This window comes from Jiella flava, assembly GCF_017349315.1.
GTDB classification, from domain to species: domain Bacteria; phylum Pseudomonadota; class Alphaproteobacteria; order Rhizobiales; family Rhizobiaceae; genus Jiella; species Jiella flava.
On record NZ_JAFMPP010000007.1, the window covers coordinates 80,019 to 95,127 of the forward strand.

14 protein-coding genes and 2 tRNA genes are annotated in these 15,109 nt (G+C 64.7%); 2 read left to right on the forward strand and 14 right to left on the reverse strand.

The genetic code is table 11. The features are described 5' to 3' along the window. Window positions 1–21: 21 nt before the first annotated feature. The 6 genes from J1C48_RS09865 to J1C48_RS09890 are packed head-to-tail and all read right to left on the reverse strand — an operon-like array spanning window position 22 to window position 5,671. A complete protein-coding gene (locus J1C48_RS09865; protein ID WP_207257674.1) occupies window positions 22–1,233 on the reverse strand; it encodes an ABC transporter substrate-binding protein in 1,212 nt (403 codons plus the stop codon). Between the two features lie 43 nt (window positions 1,234–1,276). Continuing rightward, window positions 1,277–2,029 (reverse strand): SDR family NAD(P)-dependent oxidoreductase, encoded by a 753-nt coding sequence (locus tag J1C48_RS09870; RefSeq protein ID WP_207257675.1) that lies wholly within the window; start codon window positions 2,027–2,029, stop codon window positions 1,277–1,279. Window positions 2,030–2,042: 13 nt separating this feature from the next. Then, window positions 2,043–2,789 carry an SDR family NAD(P)-dependent oxidoreductase gene (locus J1C48_RS09875; protein WP_207257676.1) on the reverse strand — a complete coding sequence of 249 codons (747 nt, stop codon included), beginning with the start codon at window positions 2,787–2,789 and terminating at the stop codon, window positions 2,043–2,045. Beyond that, complete coding sequence (locus J1C48_RS09880; protein ID WP_207257677.1) at window positions 2,789–3,646, reverse strand: ABC transporter permease; 858 nt, start codon at window positions 3,644–3,646, stop codon at window positions 2,789–2,791. The genes J1C48_RS09875 and J1C48_RS09880 overlap by 1 nt, the downstream gene beginning before the upstream one ends. A 10-nt stretch (window positions 3,647–3,656) precedes the next feature. Then, complete coding sequence (locus J1C48_RS09885; RefSeq protein WP_207257678.1) at window positions 3,657–4,568, reverse strand: ABC transporter permease; 912 nt, start codon at window positions 4,566–4,568, stop codon at window positions 3,657–3,659. Further along, window positions 4,568–5,671 (reverse strand): ABC transporter ATP-binding protein, encoded by a 1,104-nt coding sequence (locus J1C48_RS09890; RefSeq protein WP_207257679.1) that lies wholly within the window; start codon window positions 5,669–5,671, stop codon window positions 4,568–4,570. Before J1C48_RS09890 ends, J1C48_RS09885 begins: the two co-directional genes overlap by 1 nt. Window positions 5,672–6,016: 345 nt before the next feature. Here J1C48_RS09890 and J1C48_RS09895 point away from each other — a divergent pair, with 345 nt between their 5' ends. Beyond that, window positions 6,017–7,009, forward strand: a complete 993-nt coding sequence (locus tag J1C48_RS09895; protein WP_207257680.1) for a GntR family transcriptional regulator — start codon at window positions 6,017–6,019, stop codon at window positions 7,007–7,009. 39 nt (window positions 7,010–7,048) lie between these two features. Here the strand turns inward: J1C48_RS09895 and J1C48_RS09900 are convergent, their stop codons facing one another. The 8 genes from J1C48_RS09900 to J1C48_RS09935 form a co-directional block, all read right to left on the reverse strand. Then, window positions 7,049–8,269, reverse strand: a complete 1,221-nt coding sequence (locus tag J1C48_RS09900) for an ABC transporter substrate-binding protein (protein ID WP_207257681.1) — start codon at window positions 8,267–8,269, stop codon at window positions 7,049–7,051. A 93-nt stretch (window positions 8,270–8,362) separates the two neighbouring features. Then, a complete protein-coding gene (locus tag J1C48_RS09905; protein WP_207257682.1) occupies window positions 8,363–9,772 on the reverse strand; it encodes an AMP-binding protein in 1,410 nt (469 codons plus the stop codon). Window positions 9,773–9,894: 122 nt separating this feature from the next. Further along, window positions 9,895–11,010 (reverse strand): thiolase family protein, encoded by a 1,116-nt coding sequence (locus tag J1C48_RS09910; protein WP_207257683.1) that lies wholly within the window; start codon window positions 11,008–11,010, stop codon window positions 9,895–9,897. A gap of 84 nt (window positions 11,011–11,094) precedes the next feature. Further along, window positions 11,095–11,171: transfer RNA gene (locus J1C48_RS09915), tRNA-Met, on the reverse strand. Between the two features lie 457 nt (window positions 11,172–11,628). After that, window positions 11,629–11,705: transfer RNA gene (locus tag J1C48_RS09920), tRNA-Pro, on the reverse strand. Between the two features lie 105 nt (window positions 11,706–11,810). Beyond that, a complete protein-coding gene (locus J1C48_RS09925; protein ID WP_207257684.1) occupies window positions 11,811–12,236 on the reverse strand; it encodes a Fur family transcriptional regulator in 426 nt (141 codons plus the stop codon). Beyond that, on the reverse strand, window positions 12,233–13,087 hold the full coding sequence (locus tag J1C48_RS09930; RefSeq protein WP_207257685.1) for an iron chelate uptake ABC transporter family permease subunit: 855 nt from the start codon (window positions 13,085–13,087) through the stop codon (window positions 12,233–12,235). Before J1C48_RS09930 ends, J1C48_RS09925 begins: the two co-directional genes overlap by 4 nt. Further along, window positions 13,080–13,958, reverse strand: a complete 879-nt coding sequence (locus tag J1C48_RS09935; RefSeq protein WP_207257686.1) for an ATP-binding cassette domain-containing protein — start codon at window positions 13,956–13,958, stop codon at window positions 13,080–13,082. Before J1C48_RS09935 ends, J1C48_RS09930 begins: the two co-directional genes overlap by 8 nt. A gap of 175 nt (window positions 13,959–14,133) precedes the next feature. Between J1C48_RS09935 and J1C48_RS09940 the strand changes: the two genes are divergently transcribed. Beyond that, complete coding sequence (locus J1C48_RS09940) at window positions 14,134–15,099, forward strand: zinc ABC transporter substrate-binding protein (RefSeq protein WP_207257785.1); 966 nt, start codon at window positions 14,134–14,136, stop codon at window positions 15,097–15,099. The last annotated feature ends 10 nt before the right edge of the window (window positions 15,100–15,109 follow it).

Consider the following 15,109-nt stretch of genomic DNA (forward strand, 5'->3'; position numbering starts at 1 on the left):
CTCGGCATCGGCTCGCGCCGCTCAGGCGTTGAGGAACTCGTCCCAGCGCTGGATCAGATGGTCGTATTCGTCCGGCCACTGGTGCCAGTAGGCGACCTTCGAGGCACGCTCTTCAAGACTGCCGCCGTCGCGCAGGTCGCCAGGATTAATGCCGCGCTCGGGCTTTCCAGCCCAGGGCTTGCCCTCGTACCAGAAGGCGTATTTCTCCGGCGCCATCACCTTCTCGATGTTGGTCGTCGGCGAGTAGTAGCCCTGCTCCGACACGGTGATGCCCGGCGAGCCGGACAGCCAGTAATTGGCGTAGGCCTTCACGGCGTCGGCATTGGACGAATTGGCCAGCAGCGCAATACCGATCGACCAGGCGCGATAGCCTTCCTTCGGCACAGCGTAGCTGCATTTCGTGCCCTGCGCCTTCACCGCCATCACCGCCGGCTGCCAGGCGTCGGCGATGATCATTTCCCCGGAGGAGAGTAGATTGACGAGCTCGCCGAAGTCTCCCCATAGCGCGCGGAACTGGCCGCCCTTTTTCTTGGAGACAAGGAATTTGGTGGCTTCGTCGATATCCTTGGTGCTGGGATTGCCGGGGTTCTTCACGTCGAGCAGGCCGAGCGAGTTCATCGCCAGGATGGCTTCACCGAAGGCGATCAGCGGATCGACATTGAGGCCGGTTTTGCCCTTGAACTTGTCGTCGAAAATCGCCGTCCAGGTGTTGGCCTCTTCGGCGCTGACGAGGTCCGGCCGATAGCCGACGGAATCGAAGTTGAAGACGGTCGGCACCATCCACAGCTCGGTCTTGGCGTCGTCGGCCCAGATCTGGCCGGAAATCTGCGCCTTGGGCGCGAGCTTCGGATCGGTCGTGGTGAAGATCGGTCGGATGCCCGCCCAGTTGGGAATATCGGCCGTGGCGATCGGAACGATCGTCTTGGTCTCGGTCATCGCCGGCAGACGCTCGCCGATCGTCTCCCAGCAATCGTAGGCGGTGGAGCCCGAAAGAAGTTCGGTCTGAGTGTTGGGAAAGATGTCGGCCTTGCCCGACACTGAACCCACGCCCGACTTTTTCTTGAAGTCGTTCAGGATGCGCTCCTGCACCGTGACCGACAGGCCGACGGTGCGCAGCTGTTCGCTGGACAGATCCGCGGCGAAGAGCTGTTGCGGCCGCATCAAAGCGGCGGATCCGGCCAGCATGCCGGCCCCTGCCATGAACCGGCGACGATTGGTATAAAATCTACTCATGTCCAGCCTCCTGGTTGCCTTCGAGACATTTCCGCGACGCGCTTCAGTAGCGGCCGACCAACAATCCGCCGTCCACGGTAACGACCTGACCGGTCAGGTACCGGGCACCGCTGGACGCAAGGAACAGGATGACGTCGGCAATATCATCGGGTTCGCCGACCCGGCGCATCGGGATGAAGCCTGCGGCCGCCTCGAGCCCTTCCGGGCCGAGGGAATGGTCCTTGGAGAGCGCCTGCGCGGTGCGCACGTAACCCGGCGCGACGCCGTTGACCCGGATACCGTCAGCGGCCAGTTCGACGGCGAGGCCCCGGACCAGGCCGACGACACCGGCCTTGGCGGCGGAATAATGCACGTGCTCATCCCAGCCGTAGGCAACGCCCATGATCGAGGAGAGGCAGACGATCGCGCCGCGCTGCGCCGCGCGCATCTTCGGCGCGGCGGCCCGCACGATCCGCATCATGCCCTTGAGGTCGATGTCGAAGGTCTGGTCCCACTTTGCGTCGGTCAGCTCGCCGAGCGGCACCTTGTGGGCGATGCCGGCATTGCAGACCAGCACGTCCAACGGTCCGTAAGCTTCCTCGACCCCGGCGATCAGCGCATCGGTCGCAGCGGTGTCGCGAACGTCGAGCAGATGGAAGACGGCGGTGCCGCCATTCTCGGTGATCTGCCGCACGACCGCTTCGCCGTCCTCTTCGAGGATATCGGTGACGAGGACGCGGTAGCCGGCCTTGGCGAAGGCGAACGCCGTCGCCCGGCCAATGCCGATGCCAGCTCCGGTGATCAAGACCGTCTGCATGGCCGCGCTCCTCTCATAGCATCACGTCGCCGGAATTCGGCCCAAGCGTCTGGCCGACATAGATTTTCGCTTCGTCCGACGCGAGGAAGGCGACGGTCGCGGCAACGTCCTCGGGCTCGCCGAAACGGCCAAGCGGCAGCTCTTTCGCCTTGGCCGCGCGCCAGTCCGGTGACAGCCGCATCACCAGCTCCGTGGCGATCGGCCCCGGCGCAACCGCATTGACCCTGACGCCCGCGGCGCTGACTTCGCGGGCCAAGGCCTTGGTCAGGCCGATGATGCCGGCCTTGGCGGCGCTGTAATGGGTGAGTTCGACGCCGCCGATCTGGCCGAGCTGCGAGGCGACATTGACGATCACACCCGCGCCGGCCTCCAGCATCGGATTGATCGCCCGCCGGCAGCCGAGAAAGCAGCCGCGCAGATGAACGGCGATCATCCTGTCGAAATCGTCGACCGCAAGATCCTTCAGCGGCACCTGCTGCACGATGCCGGCATTGTTGACGACGAGGCTCGCCGAGCCCCAGGCCTCCTCGCAGACCCCGAACATGCGGTCGACTGCATCGGCATCGGCAACGTCGCCGGGCGCCGCCAGCGCCTCGCCGCCGCTCGCGCGGATCGCCTCGAGCGTCATATTAGCGGCCGCTGGATCGAGATCGTTGACCACGACCCGAGCGCCCTCTTCGGCCAGCCGCAAGGCGATCGCCTTGCCGATGCCGGCGCCCGCGCCGGTGACCACGGCCCGATGTCTGGAAAGCCGGGCCATCACGCGATCTCCTCCTGGAGGCCGATGGATCTGGCCGCAGCGCGGCGCACCGACAGCGCCATGAGGACGCCGTAGATCGTCAGCAGCGCAAAGGAGAACAGCGTCGTCAGGACACCAAAGGCGAAGAGGTTCGGGTGAATTTCGACGGCGAAGGTGCCGTAGATCGCGATCGGGATCGTCACCTGCGAGCCGGCGGTGAACAGCGTGCGCGGAAACTCGTCATAGCTCAGCGTGAAGGCAAATAGCATCGCCGAGAGGACGCCCGGAAAGATCATCGGGAAGGTGATCTTGCGAAAGGTCGTCGCCGGCGTCACGCCCAGGGACCAAGACGCTTCTTCGACGGAGGCGTCGAAGCGGTTGAAGATCGCCAGCATCACCAGGAAACAGAACGGATAGGTATAGACGACATGGAGGACAAAGGCGGTGCCCCACCAGGTGCGCGGAATGCCCGCCTGTTCGGCGACGAGCGCCATGCCGAGGCCGAGCAGGACGCCCGGCACCATCATGCCGAGAATGATCAGGTAGAAGACGAAGCTCGAGCCCTTGAACCGGCGGCGGAACGCCTGCGCGGTCAATGTTCCGAGGATCGTCGAGACCACCATGGTAGCGAAGGCGAGGATCAGCGAGCGCGTCAGCGCCTCGCCAATCGGCAGCGGCGCGACCCGCGACGGCGGCGCGATGCCAAGCACATGCTTGTACCAGAACAGCGACCACGCGATGATCGGAAATTGCGGCCCGCCCTCCGGCCCCTGCTGGAAGGAGAGGATCGCCATGATGACGAAAGGGCCGTAGAGAAACGCGATGAACAGCGCCGTATAGGCGGCGAGAACGAGGCGAAGGCCCTTCAACTGATGCATGACGGGCTCCTCACAATTCCCGCCGCAGATCGACCAGCCTGAGAAGGCCGGCGATCACGGCCGCCATCACCACCGTCAGCACCACGCCGGCAACGGCGGCGAAGGCCCATTTCAGCGAGCCGACCTGGGTGACGATAATGTTGCCGAGCAGATTGACCTTGCGCCCCGACAGGGCGGCCGAGGTGGCAAATTCGCCAAGCACCATGACTGAGACAAAGATCGCGCCGACGGTGACCCCCGGCAGGCTCAACGGAAAGATGATGCGGCGAAAGATGGTCATCGGCGAGGCGCCGAGATCGCGGGCCGCCTCGATCAGGCTGTCGTCGATCCGCGCCAGCATGAAGGCGATCGGCCCGACCATGAAGACCACATAGATCTGCACCATGCCGATGATCACCGACAGCTCGGTGAAGAGCAGCTGCGAAATCGGATGGGAGATCACCCCGAACTTCATCAGGACGATGTTGATCGCGCCCTCGCGGCCGAGCATCGGCCGCCAGGCGAGAACACGGATCAGGAACGAGGTCCAGAACGGAATGACGCAGGCGACGAGCAGGATCGTCTGGACCGTCTTGTCGCGGACGAACTGACCGATGAACAGCGCCGTCGGATAACCGATCGCGAAGGTCAGCCCAAGCACGATCAACCAGATCCGCAATGTGCGCATCAAAGCCTCGACATAGGTGTCGGAGCTGAAGAAGGTCACCCACGACTTCAAGGTCAGCGTCGAGTGGATGGCAAAGGTCGTCTGCGTCCAGAAGCTGACATAGAGCATCATCAAGAGCGGCATGACGAGAAAGACGAGCATCCACAAAACGCCCGGCAACAGCAGGACATAGTGCCGGTTGCGTGCCAGGAAGCTCGGCTTGGCCGGAGCGCTCTGACCGGCCACATAGACGATGTCGGTGTTGGTCGCGGTCATCACGCAGCCCTGCCCAGGCGATCGTTGGAAATCAGCGTGCCGGCCGCGTCGAAAGCGAGAACGTCGCAGATGGCCCAACTGAGGCGGCGCGGCTCGTCAGGCCGCAGCACGATCGGATCGAAGCGGCTGAGATGACGCTCGACCTCCATCACGGCGCCGTCGGGCAGGCGAAAGAGATAGACCACCCGGCTGCCGAGGAACTCGCTGGCAATGAAGGTCGCCGGCAACGATGCCCGGTCATCGTCGAGCGCGGCCGCCGGTTCGTCGATGGCGACGGCGTCATAGCGCAACGCGTAATGCGCCGCATCACCAACGCCCGGCGGCAGCGGCAGATCGTGCGCGCCGCGGCGGAAACGCCCCCCCGAGCTTTTGCCGGACAGAAGATTGTAGGCGTTGACGAAGCGGGCGACCCGCACAGTTGCCGGCGCGCTATAGACCGTCGCCGGCGAATCCACCTGAAGCACCCGGCCGGCATCGAGAACGACCATGCGATCGCCCATCGCCAGGGCCTCGGCCTCGTTGCCGGTCACATGGAGGAACGTCACGCCCAGGGCCTCGCGGATACGCCGCAGCTCGACGGTCATGCGCTCGCGCAAATTGGCGTCGAGCGCTCCGAGCGGCTCGTCGAGCAGGCAGATCTTCGGCTCGGTGACGAGGGTCCGGGCGAGCGAAACCCGTTGCTTCTGGCCGCCGGATAGCTGCCCGATCTGCCGGCCTTCGAGACCGGCCAGACCGACCAGATCGATCATCCGGGCGACCCGCCGCGCGACCTCGGCCGCATCGCTTACCGGCGCGAGGCGGCGATGGCGCAGACCAAAGGCGATGTTGTCGGCAACGCTCATGGTGGGAAACAGCGCGTATTTCTGCTGAACGAAGCCGAGGCCGCGCAGATGGGCCGGGGCATGGGTGAGATCGGCGCCGTCGAGACGGATCTTTCCGGCGTCTGCCTGTTCGAGCCCGGCGATCAGCCGCAACAAGGTCGACTTTCCGGAGCCGGACGGCCCGAGCAGCGTCAGATATTCATCATTCCGCACGCTGAGCGCGACATCGACGAGAGCCGGCACGCCATCGAAGGCTTTGGCGAGGCCGTCGATCTCCATCATCCGGGTACCCGTCCTTTCCACGGCCGATTGGCTGCGACGGGTCAAAGGCTCTGACTTTGGTTCACAAGAGTCAATATAAAAAGGCGAAATTGTCATACATTTTTTAAAATGACGGCTTTTTCAGCGTTTTGTCTAGAAATTCACCATTCGAAAATGCACTTTGGTTCACGCAATGCGTTTCTTGGTGTAAAATTTGCTGGCATTTGATGTTGGCGGGCGAAACCGCTACAGCCTCGCCCCGAACGTCAGACGTCATGCGCATTGTATATTTGACGTGAAATCAATGATTTGGAGCCGCGCTTTGAAGGCCCGAGCGGGCGGATGGCGCGGTGCAATGTTGTTTGAATGGACACCAGGAATTTGATCAGCCAGAGGCCGGAACCGCGCTATGTGACGATCGAGCGAGCCTTGTCGCGCGCCATCGCCTCCGGCGCTCTGCCTGCCGGCACAGTGCTCACCGAAGGCCCCATCGCCGATCTCTTCGGCACCAGCCGGACGCCGGTGCGCACCGCGCTCAACGACCTGATGGCGAAAGGCAGCCTCGCGCGGTTCGAGGGCCGTGGCTTTGTCGTTCAGGGCGGCGAACCGGCCCGCGTCCCGCTGACGCCGGCAATGCTCGGCATCGGCGACGGCGAGCCAGCCAAGCCCCACCCCGTCGCCGCCCACCTCATCGCCCGGGATTTCGAGGACACGCTGGCGCAGGCCCTGCCCTTCGGCTCCTGGCGGATCAACGAGCAGGCCGCCGCCGAGCACTTTGCCGTCAGCCGCACGGTGGTGCGCGAGCTCTTGTCGCGCTTTCAGGATCGCGGGCTGGTGCGCAAGGATCTCCGCTCACACTGGATGATCGGGCCGCTAACGGCGCGCGACATCAACCATTATTTCGCCGTGCGCCGGAAGCTGGAGCCACTCGCCCTCACCGACAGCGCCCCGCTGACCTCGATGGACGCCATCGACGCGATGCGCCAACGGCTCCAGACGGCGTTGACGACGCCGCACAGCCTTGCGCCCGATCGCCTGGCGGAAATCGAGCACGATCTGCATGTGCGGCTGTTGTCGCGCTCACCCAATCCGCATTTGTTGCGAATGATCGGCCAGAGTCAGATGGCGCTGGTGGTCAACCGGGTCTTTGCCAAAGCGGTCGGCTCGCGCCCGTTCGAACTGGCCTTGCGCGAGCACGCGATCGTCTATGAGTTCCTGATCCGCCGGGCCTGGAGCGCCGCAGCGGCCGCACTCGACGAGCATCTCCACCTATCGGCCGAGCGCACCTGCAAGCGGCTGATGGCCATTTCGGTGTTTCCGATGCCGGATTTGCCGCGCTACCTGAAACAATCCGCCTGATCATCGGCGGGGGACCGTCGGCAACGTGCCGCCGTCGCTTCAATGGCCGAGCGCGGCCTCCCATTTGCGGACGAAATAATTGTGCTCGGTCATCACCGTGTCCCAGACGACGATCCTCTCCATCCGCTCGGCGTAGCTGCCCCCTTCGCGCCTTTCGCCGACCGCATAGATGTGGCGCCCGAAGGCGTCGCAAATCGGCTCCTCGGCCGGACGCCCCTCGTACCAAAAGGCCCATTCGGCCGGCGTCAGATAGGGTTTCACCGCAGCTGGATTCGACATATAGGCGCCATTGCGCGCCATCAGCGCCCCCGCCTCGCCCTCCAGCCACCAGTTCAAATAATCATAGGCCGCGTCGCGCTGCCAGTCATTGAGATCGGCCGACAGGCCGAGGCCGCCGAACCAGCCGCGGCAGCCTTCACCCGGGATAACCATCGACACTGTTTGGCCCCGAGCCCGCAAATTGGTCAGCCCCGACCACCAGAGCGATCCGATCGTCGGATTTCCCTCGCATATCGCATCCAGCGCTTCCGCCTCATCGGCCCAAAACTGCCGAAAATGTCCGCGGCTGCGATAAACGCCGATCAGCGCCGTGAGCGCGTCGATTTCCTCCAACGACAGATCGTCGATCGCCCCGGGGCTGAATTCGCCGCGCGCCACCAAGGCCAGCAGAAGGTCGAGGCTGCCGATCGCGGCATCGGACTGCAGCACGACTTTGCCGGCCCAGCGCGGATCGAGCAACGCGCCCCAGCTGGTCACCACGCCAGCCTCGGCGCCCGCAACGGCAAATCCATCGGCATTGTGGACGGTCGGAACCAGCGACACCCGCTGCGAAGGCGCTTCGCCAAGCGACCCATCGGCTTGGACGAACAGACGCAGCGATGGGTCACCGCCCGGAGCACGGGCAGATCCCGGCGTCAGCCGACCTTTTTTCGGCAAGTCGTTGATTTCGTCCCAGCGGATAATGCGGGTCAGATCGATCGGCTGGATCGAACCGGTCGGCCAGATCAGGTCGACATCGTGAAACCACTGATCATAGACGTCGAAACTGCCGGGCTCGAGCGCGCAGCGCCGCTGGGCGGCGGTGCCATCGAGGGTGATGAAGTCGAGCGCGACGCCGAGCGCCTTCTTCGAGGCCGCCTTGATCGGCTCGATCTGGGTGACGGAGGTCCCGAGGACACGCAGCGCGGGCCGTGTTCGACGCACCGCCGGGGCGGAACGGGCGTCGCCGCGGCTCGTGCGGTCAGCCGTATCAAAACGCATTCGCCCGCCTCCTGACGGCACGCCGAGACTGCCATGCCTCATCGCCGGTCCGATGCCTCAGAACATTATCATTCGATCATGCTGCACAGAATTTCAGCGGCGTGAAGGCGGAATTTTCGCCGTGTCGCGGCATGCCGGCGCAACCCCCTCATCCTCTTGATACGCCGACCCGCTTGCGGCCGCAGATGCTAGCGTCCGAAGCGCGTCGTAATCGGTCTTGCCGGAAGCGAGGCGCGGCCAAATCTCGACGATGACGATTCGCCTCGGGGCTGCGCCCGACCCGAAAACGGCCTGACAGGCAGCCTTCGCTGCCGCGATGGCCCCGTCGTCAAGCTGACCGGCGACAAAGCCGACCGGAATGCGGCCACGGCGGGCGTCGGGCATGTCCATCACCGCCGCCTCGACAATGCCGGGCTGTGCGAGCAAAAGCGCCTCCAGCGCTTCGGGATGGACAACGCTGTCGGCAACATTGAACGCCCGATCGGCACGGCCCGCGAGGGAAAGATTGCCGGCCTCGTCAAACCAACCTAGCTCGCCGACGGTCAGCCAACGCCCCTCCCAGCGCGTCGCCGCGCTCGCACCGACGGCATAATCGTCAAAGAGATACGGGCTCGCCACCCAGACCGTGCCGATGTCGCCGACGCGCGCCTTACCGCCGGTCGCAGTCTCGATCCGGATTTCGCAGCCCGGATAGGGCTTGCCGACGGATCCCACAGGACAGGCGCGATCGCAAAGAGTCATGAAGCTGGTTTCGGCCGCGCCGTAAAACGCTGCGATCTCGGCTTGCGGGAACAGCCGCCGCGCCGCCGTGCGCGCGCCCTCGTCCAAAAATCCGCCCCCGATCACCAGGCGCTTGACACCCGGCGACAGCGCCCCGGTCGGAACGGCGAGCGCCAGTTGCCGCAGATGGGTGGGGCTGGCATAGACGAGCGTCGGCGTCCCGTCGCCAAAGGCCTCGGCCTGACGGTCCGGCCGTTGATCCCCGAGCAGCCGCAGACCGGCGCCGAGCCACAATGCCTCGACGATCGCGTAGAGCGGCAGCGAATGCTGCAGGGTGCCGAACACCGCGACCGTGTCGGCCGACCCCAGCGGCCACAGGCGACGATTGACCTCAAAACTGGCAATCCAGGAGGCCTGGCTGCGGCGGATTCGCTTGGCCACGCCCGTGGTGCCGCCGGTTTCGCATTCCAGGAACGGGCGCCGAAGCGCGATCGCCTGACGCCCCCGGTGATGCTCCAGGCTCACCGGATGACCGCGCCCAGGTTCACGGCAAACGCAAAACGGCCGCCCAGCCTCGATCGCGGCGAGAAGCTGCGACACAGCCTGCACGATCGGCCGACCTGCAATCTCAACGAGGCCCCCTTCGGGACCATCAGCGAAATCCCCCGCCACACGCTCGAACGGGCCGAGACGGCCAAGATCAATGCGGGCCTTGGGATGAATGCGAAACCGGTCTTGCGTTTTCGTCGGGACGCTTGCCATCGGGCCTTGGTTCACTGTCATGGGCACCGCGCCGGGCGGTGCAACGGGAGACGGCACCGTCCCGCCGTGATCTGACCAAAGGACCGCCCTGCCGCTCCCATCCTTAAGCATCGCGCAGGCTGAAAAGCGACCCCCCCCGATCGTCAGTGCCTCGCGAATGCGAAGGCCCTTGTACCGCTTGCAAGGAGCAGCGCCGAGCCAATGCCCCCCGCCGCGGCAATGGCGGCGAGCCCGATCCCAGGGCGCCGGTCCAATGCCGCGATCAGATCCACCGCGAGGATCGCCCCCGAGGCGCCAATCGGATGCCCCCGCGCCAGCGCGCCGCCGAAGGGATTGACGATTTCGCGCGGCAGCTCCGCCCCCTGCTGGCAGCCGATCGCCTGAACGGCAAAGGCTTCCATGATGGCGGCGACGGCGAGATCGTCCGTCCTGACCGCGGCCTCCTGCAGCACCGCGCGGATCGCCGGCAGTGGCGCAAGGCCTGGGCGTTCGGCGTCGGCACCGAGCGTTCGCCCCCCGATAATTTGGGCGCCGCGCCCCGCAGCGAAGCGGTCCGACACGACAACGAGCAAGCCGGCACCATCGGCCGCGACCGCCATATTGGCGGCGGTGATGCTGCCCTCGATCACCGGTGCCCGTGCGGCCACCTTTGGCGCCAAGGCTCGGGTGAAAGGATCGCGATCGCAATCCCCAAGCGCGACGATCCGGCGGCACGGTCCTGCCGCCGTGGCAGCGCGATGGCTCGCGATCGCCCACGCATCCTGCGCATCGCGCGAAATCTGAAGCGTCTCGGCCAAGCGAGCCGCTGCGGTGACCATTTTCGGATCGCGTTCCGGCCAGGGCGTGAACGGCGCCTGATCGTAAAATTCCGGGGCTCGGCCGTCACCGTTCGTGCGATAGCGCAGTGGCCGGCGCGAACAGCTCTCGACGCCGCCGGCGATGACGACATCGTGCATGCCTGCCCGGATCATCGCATCGGCGAGCAGCACCGCATCGAGGCCGCCGGCGCACTGCCGGTCGATGGTCAGCCCCGCCACGCGCTCCGGCAGCCCAGCCGCCAGCGCGGCCACCCGCGCCACATTGCCCCCCGGCCCGAGCGCATTCGACAGAACCACCTCGCCGACATCAGTCGCCTCAAGCCCCGCATCGGCCAAAACGGCCCGCAAGACCGGCGCGACGAGTTCATGCGGCGCCAAGGCTGCCAAGGCTCCGTTCTTCGGCGCGACGGGACTGCGGCGTGCGGCGAGAATTGACGTCATGGATCCTAAAAGTGTTCGACCGACCGTCCCGTCGGCAAACCAGGGACTTTCTCAACCGTTCGCGCATGTCGGCAAACAGGAAATTGGTAGCGGAGGAGGGACTCGAACCCCCGACACGCGGATTATGATTCCGCTGCTCTAACCAACTGAGCTACTCCGCCGCCGGGCCGCTTGGTGGCGACGCGGCGATATACGAATGGGACACGGCGCCTGTCAATGGTTTGTCGCATTGCGGCTGGGAATGGACATCGGTTTTTCGCCCGACACGCCTGAACTGCCGGCGATGCGGCTTGTCAAAGCCCGTCGATCACCAACACACTATCGATGTCGACGCCGGCGACATCGCTCGCGGGCTCAAGAACCTTTCAAGGGCCTCACCCTTGACGAGTCCATCGGCAAGGCGTGGTTCTCACAGCCCGAGCGGTTCACCATCAAGGCGGTCCAGCAAATGCCGGGATCGGAAATCGCGCGCCGCGATCCGCCTGCGGTCGGGATCCGCGTGATCGACAACGACAAAGCGAGGCTGAAGACGAGGACCTCGCCATCAACAGATGCTAAACCTGTCACCGCGACTGTCGCCGCGACCAACCTTGGTTTGCCGAAAGCCTTTGGAAATGCTGGTCGGAGTGGCAGGATTCGAACCTGCGACCCCCTCGTCCCGAACGAGGTGCGCTACCAGACTGCGCTACACTCCGTGACCCGCGGCGCGGTATATAACGGGAGCTTGACAGCTCCGCAAGCATGGCCGGTGGATTTCGGCAAATTCCTCACCGCGTCGACCCAAAACCGTCAAATGCCGCTCAATCACTTGGATTTGAGCCGTCTGCGCTGCTTCGGCACGCCGCGCAGATGCCGGAGATTTCCAGCGTCGTGCTCTTGGTCAAGAACGCCTTTTCCACCGCCCAAGCGGCAAAGCGCGCCTCGATCGCCGAATCGGAAAACTCGAACACCCGCGCGCAGCTCTCGCAGATCGCAAAGGCCACCAGCCCGGTGCAGGGATGGTCGTGCGGATGGCTGCAGGCGACGAAGGCCTTGAGGCTGTCGAGCCGATGAACCTCGCCGGTCTCGAGCAGCTTGTCCAAGGCCCGGTAGACCTGCAGCGGCGCGCGCAGGCCCTCGTCCCGCAGCCGGTCGAGAATGGCATAGGCGCTGAGCGGCTCGTCCGCCCTTGTGAGCACCTCCAGCACCAGCGCCTGATTGCGGGTCAGCGCCCGCCGCCCGCTCATTGCTCCAACTCCGCAATCGTCGCCCCGGCGGCGGCGGGCGCCTCTGCCTGCCCTCGCCCGCGGCCAAGCTGCGGCAACGGCAACAGCGCGATCAGGAACAGGCCCAGCGCGGCAACGACGATCGACGGCCCGGACGGCGTGTCGAATCCCAGCGAGAGATACAGCCCGCCGGTCGAGGCGGCCGCGCCGAACAACGCCGCCAAAAGCGCCATGATCTCCGGCGAGGTGGCGAAGCGCCGCGCGGTCGCCGCCGGGATGATCAGCATCGCGGTGATCAACAGGATGCCAACGATCTTCATCGCGATGGCGATCACGAAGGCCATCAGCACCATAAAGGCAAGGCGCGCCCGCTCCGGCCGCTCGCCTTCGGCGGCGGCAAGCTCGGCATTAACCGTGCCGGCCAGCAGTGGGCGCCACAACAACGCCAGCACCAACGCCACCACCATCACGCCGCCCCAGATCACCGCGAGATCGGTCGTCGAAACCGCGAGAATGTCACCGAACAGATAGCCGAGCAGATCGACGCGCACATTCGGCATAAAGGCCAGCGAGACCAGGCCGATCGCCAGCGTCGCATGGGACAGGATGCCGAGCAGCGCGTCGGTCGACAGCCCGTTCCTGCGCTGCAGCATGACCAGTGCCAGCGACACCAGGCCGGAGATCATGAACACAGAGATCAATGTCGACCACCCGAAGGCCAGCGACAGAGCGATGCCGAGCAGCGCCGAATGGGCCATGGTGTCGCCCAAATAGGCCATCCGCCGCCAAATGACGAAACAGCCGAGCGGCCCGGCAATGAGGGCGATGCCGATACCGGCCAAGATTGCCCGCATGAAGAAGTCGTCAAACATTGTCAGTCTCCTTCGTTGCCGTAGCCTCCGCCGCGCCCCGCTGGGCCACGGGATGCAAATCGTGATGATCAAAATCAGATTCCGTGCAGCTGCAGCCGCCCCCCTCGCCTGGTGCGTCATTGGCCGCGACCACCTGCCCATCGGGCAGATGGGTGTGGTCGTGCTTATGGCGGTAGATCGCCAGAGCATCGGCAGCGCGGTCGCCGAATAGCTGGCGATAGGCGGGCGAGGCCGCCACCGAACGCGGGCTGCCCTCGCAGCAGACATGGCCGTTGAGACAGAGCACCCGGTCGGTCTTCGCCATCACGACATGCAGATCGTGGGAGATCAAAAGCACCGCGCAGCCATCTTGATCGCGCAGCTCGGAAATCAATTCGTAAAGCGCGATCTCACCGGCGAAGTCCACCCCCTGCACAGGCTCATCGAGCACCAAAAGGTTTGGTTTGCGCAGCATCGCCCGGGCCAACAGCGCCCGTTGGAACTCGCCGCCGGAAAGCCCATGAATCTCAGCTTTTTCCAGATGTGGAATGCCGACGCGCTCCAGCGCCTGTCGCATCGCAACGGTGCTGGTGCGGGTCGTCAGCCGCATCAGCCGCGCGACCGTCAGCGGCAGCGATCGATCGACCGCAAGCTTCTGCGGAACGTAGCCGACAACGAGGTCGTGGGCGCGCCGCACCGTGCCGGCGCTCGCTTCCACGATGCCGATGGCGGTCTTCGCGGTGGTCGACTTGCCGGAGCCGTTCGGCCCGATCAAGGTGACGATCTCGCCCGCCCCGATCGTTAGGTCGACGTCGCGCACCAACCAGCGCCCGCCCCGCTGCACTCCCATATTTTCCATTGCGATCAAAGAGTTGGACAATCCAGACTGCATGAATCCTGACACCTTCAAGAACCGCACTTTTCGCGCTTGCTATCGCATACGTTATAGCATAACGCAATTAATGTAATAACATTACATCACTTTGGAGACACCCCGCGTGCCTTATCGTCCCTGCCACAATCCGCGCCAGACCGGCGCCCGCCCCGCCCTGTCCGGCCGTCGCCGGCTGGCCCGTTCGACGCGCAATCGCCTCGCCGCCCTGAGCGTGTTCGTGGCCGCCTTCACCGGCCTCGTGTTCCCTGCGGCTGCAGCTGATACCCCGGTCGTGGTGACATCGATCAAGCCGGTCAATTCGCTGGTCGCAGCTGTCATGCAAGGCGTTGCCAAGCCTTATCTGATCGTCAAGGGCGCCGCCTCGCCGCACACGGCAGCCTTGAAGCCGTCGGACGCCACGGCTCTGTCCCAGGCTGCCGCAGTGTTCTGGATCGGTCCCGAATTTGAGAATTTCCTGATCAAGCCGATCTCATCGCTCGGAAGCAAAGCCGATGTTGTCGAGCTTTGGGATGCTCCAAACGTTCAAAAGCTGCGAAACCGTTCCGGTGGGATGTTTGAGGCCGAGGTTGAACAACACGCCGGAGGAGCCAAGGACGCTGACGAGGCCCATGGCGACAACCCCTATGACAAGCATGTCTGGCTCGATCCGCAAAATGCCGCCGCAATGACCCAGACAATCGCAGCGACACTTGCCAAGGTCGATCCGGATCACGCCGTAATCTACCACAAGAATGCCGACGCGTATGTACAGCGGCTCGTAGCTCTCGGAGCGGACGTTCGACAGCTGCTCAGCGTCAAGACCCGCAAGCCGTTCATCGTCTTCCACGACGCCTATCAATATTTCGAGCACCGCTTCGACATCCCAGCGGTCGGATCAATCACCATCAGCCCGGAAAAAGCGCCCGGTGCCGCAAGGCTGCGGGAAATCCGTGCCAAGCTGCAAAGCCTTGGCGCCGCCTGCGTTTTCACCGAACCGGAATTTCCCCCACGCCTCGTCGAAACGGTGACGCGGGGCACGAACGTTTCGATCGGCGTCATGGATCCGCTTGGCGCGGCGTTGAAGGACGGACCGGATCTTTATCCGCAACTTGTCCGAAACATCGCCGTCAGCCTCGAAGACTGCTTCGACGGAAAGTGATGCAGCACCG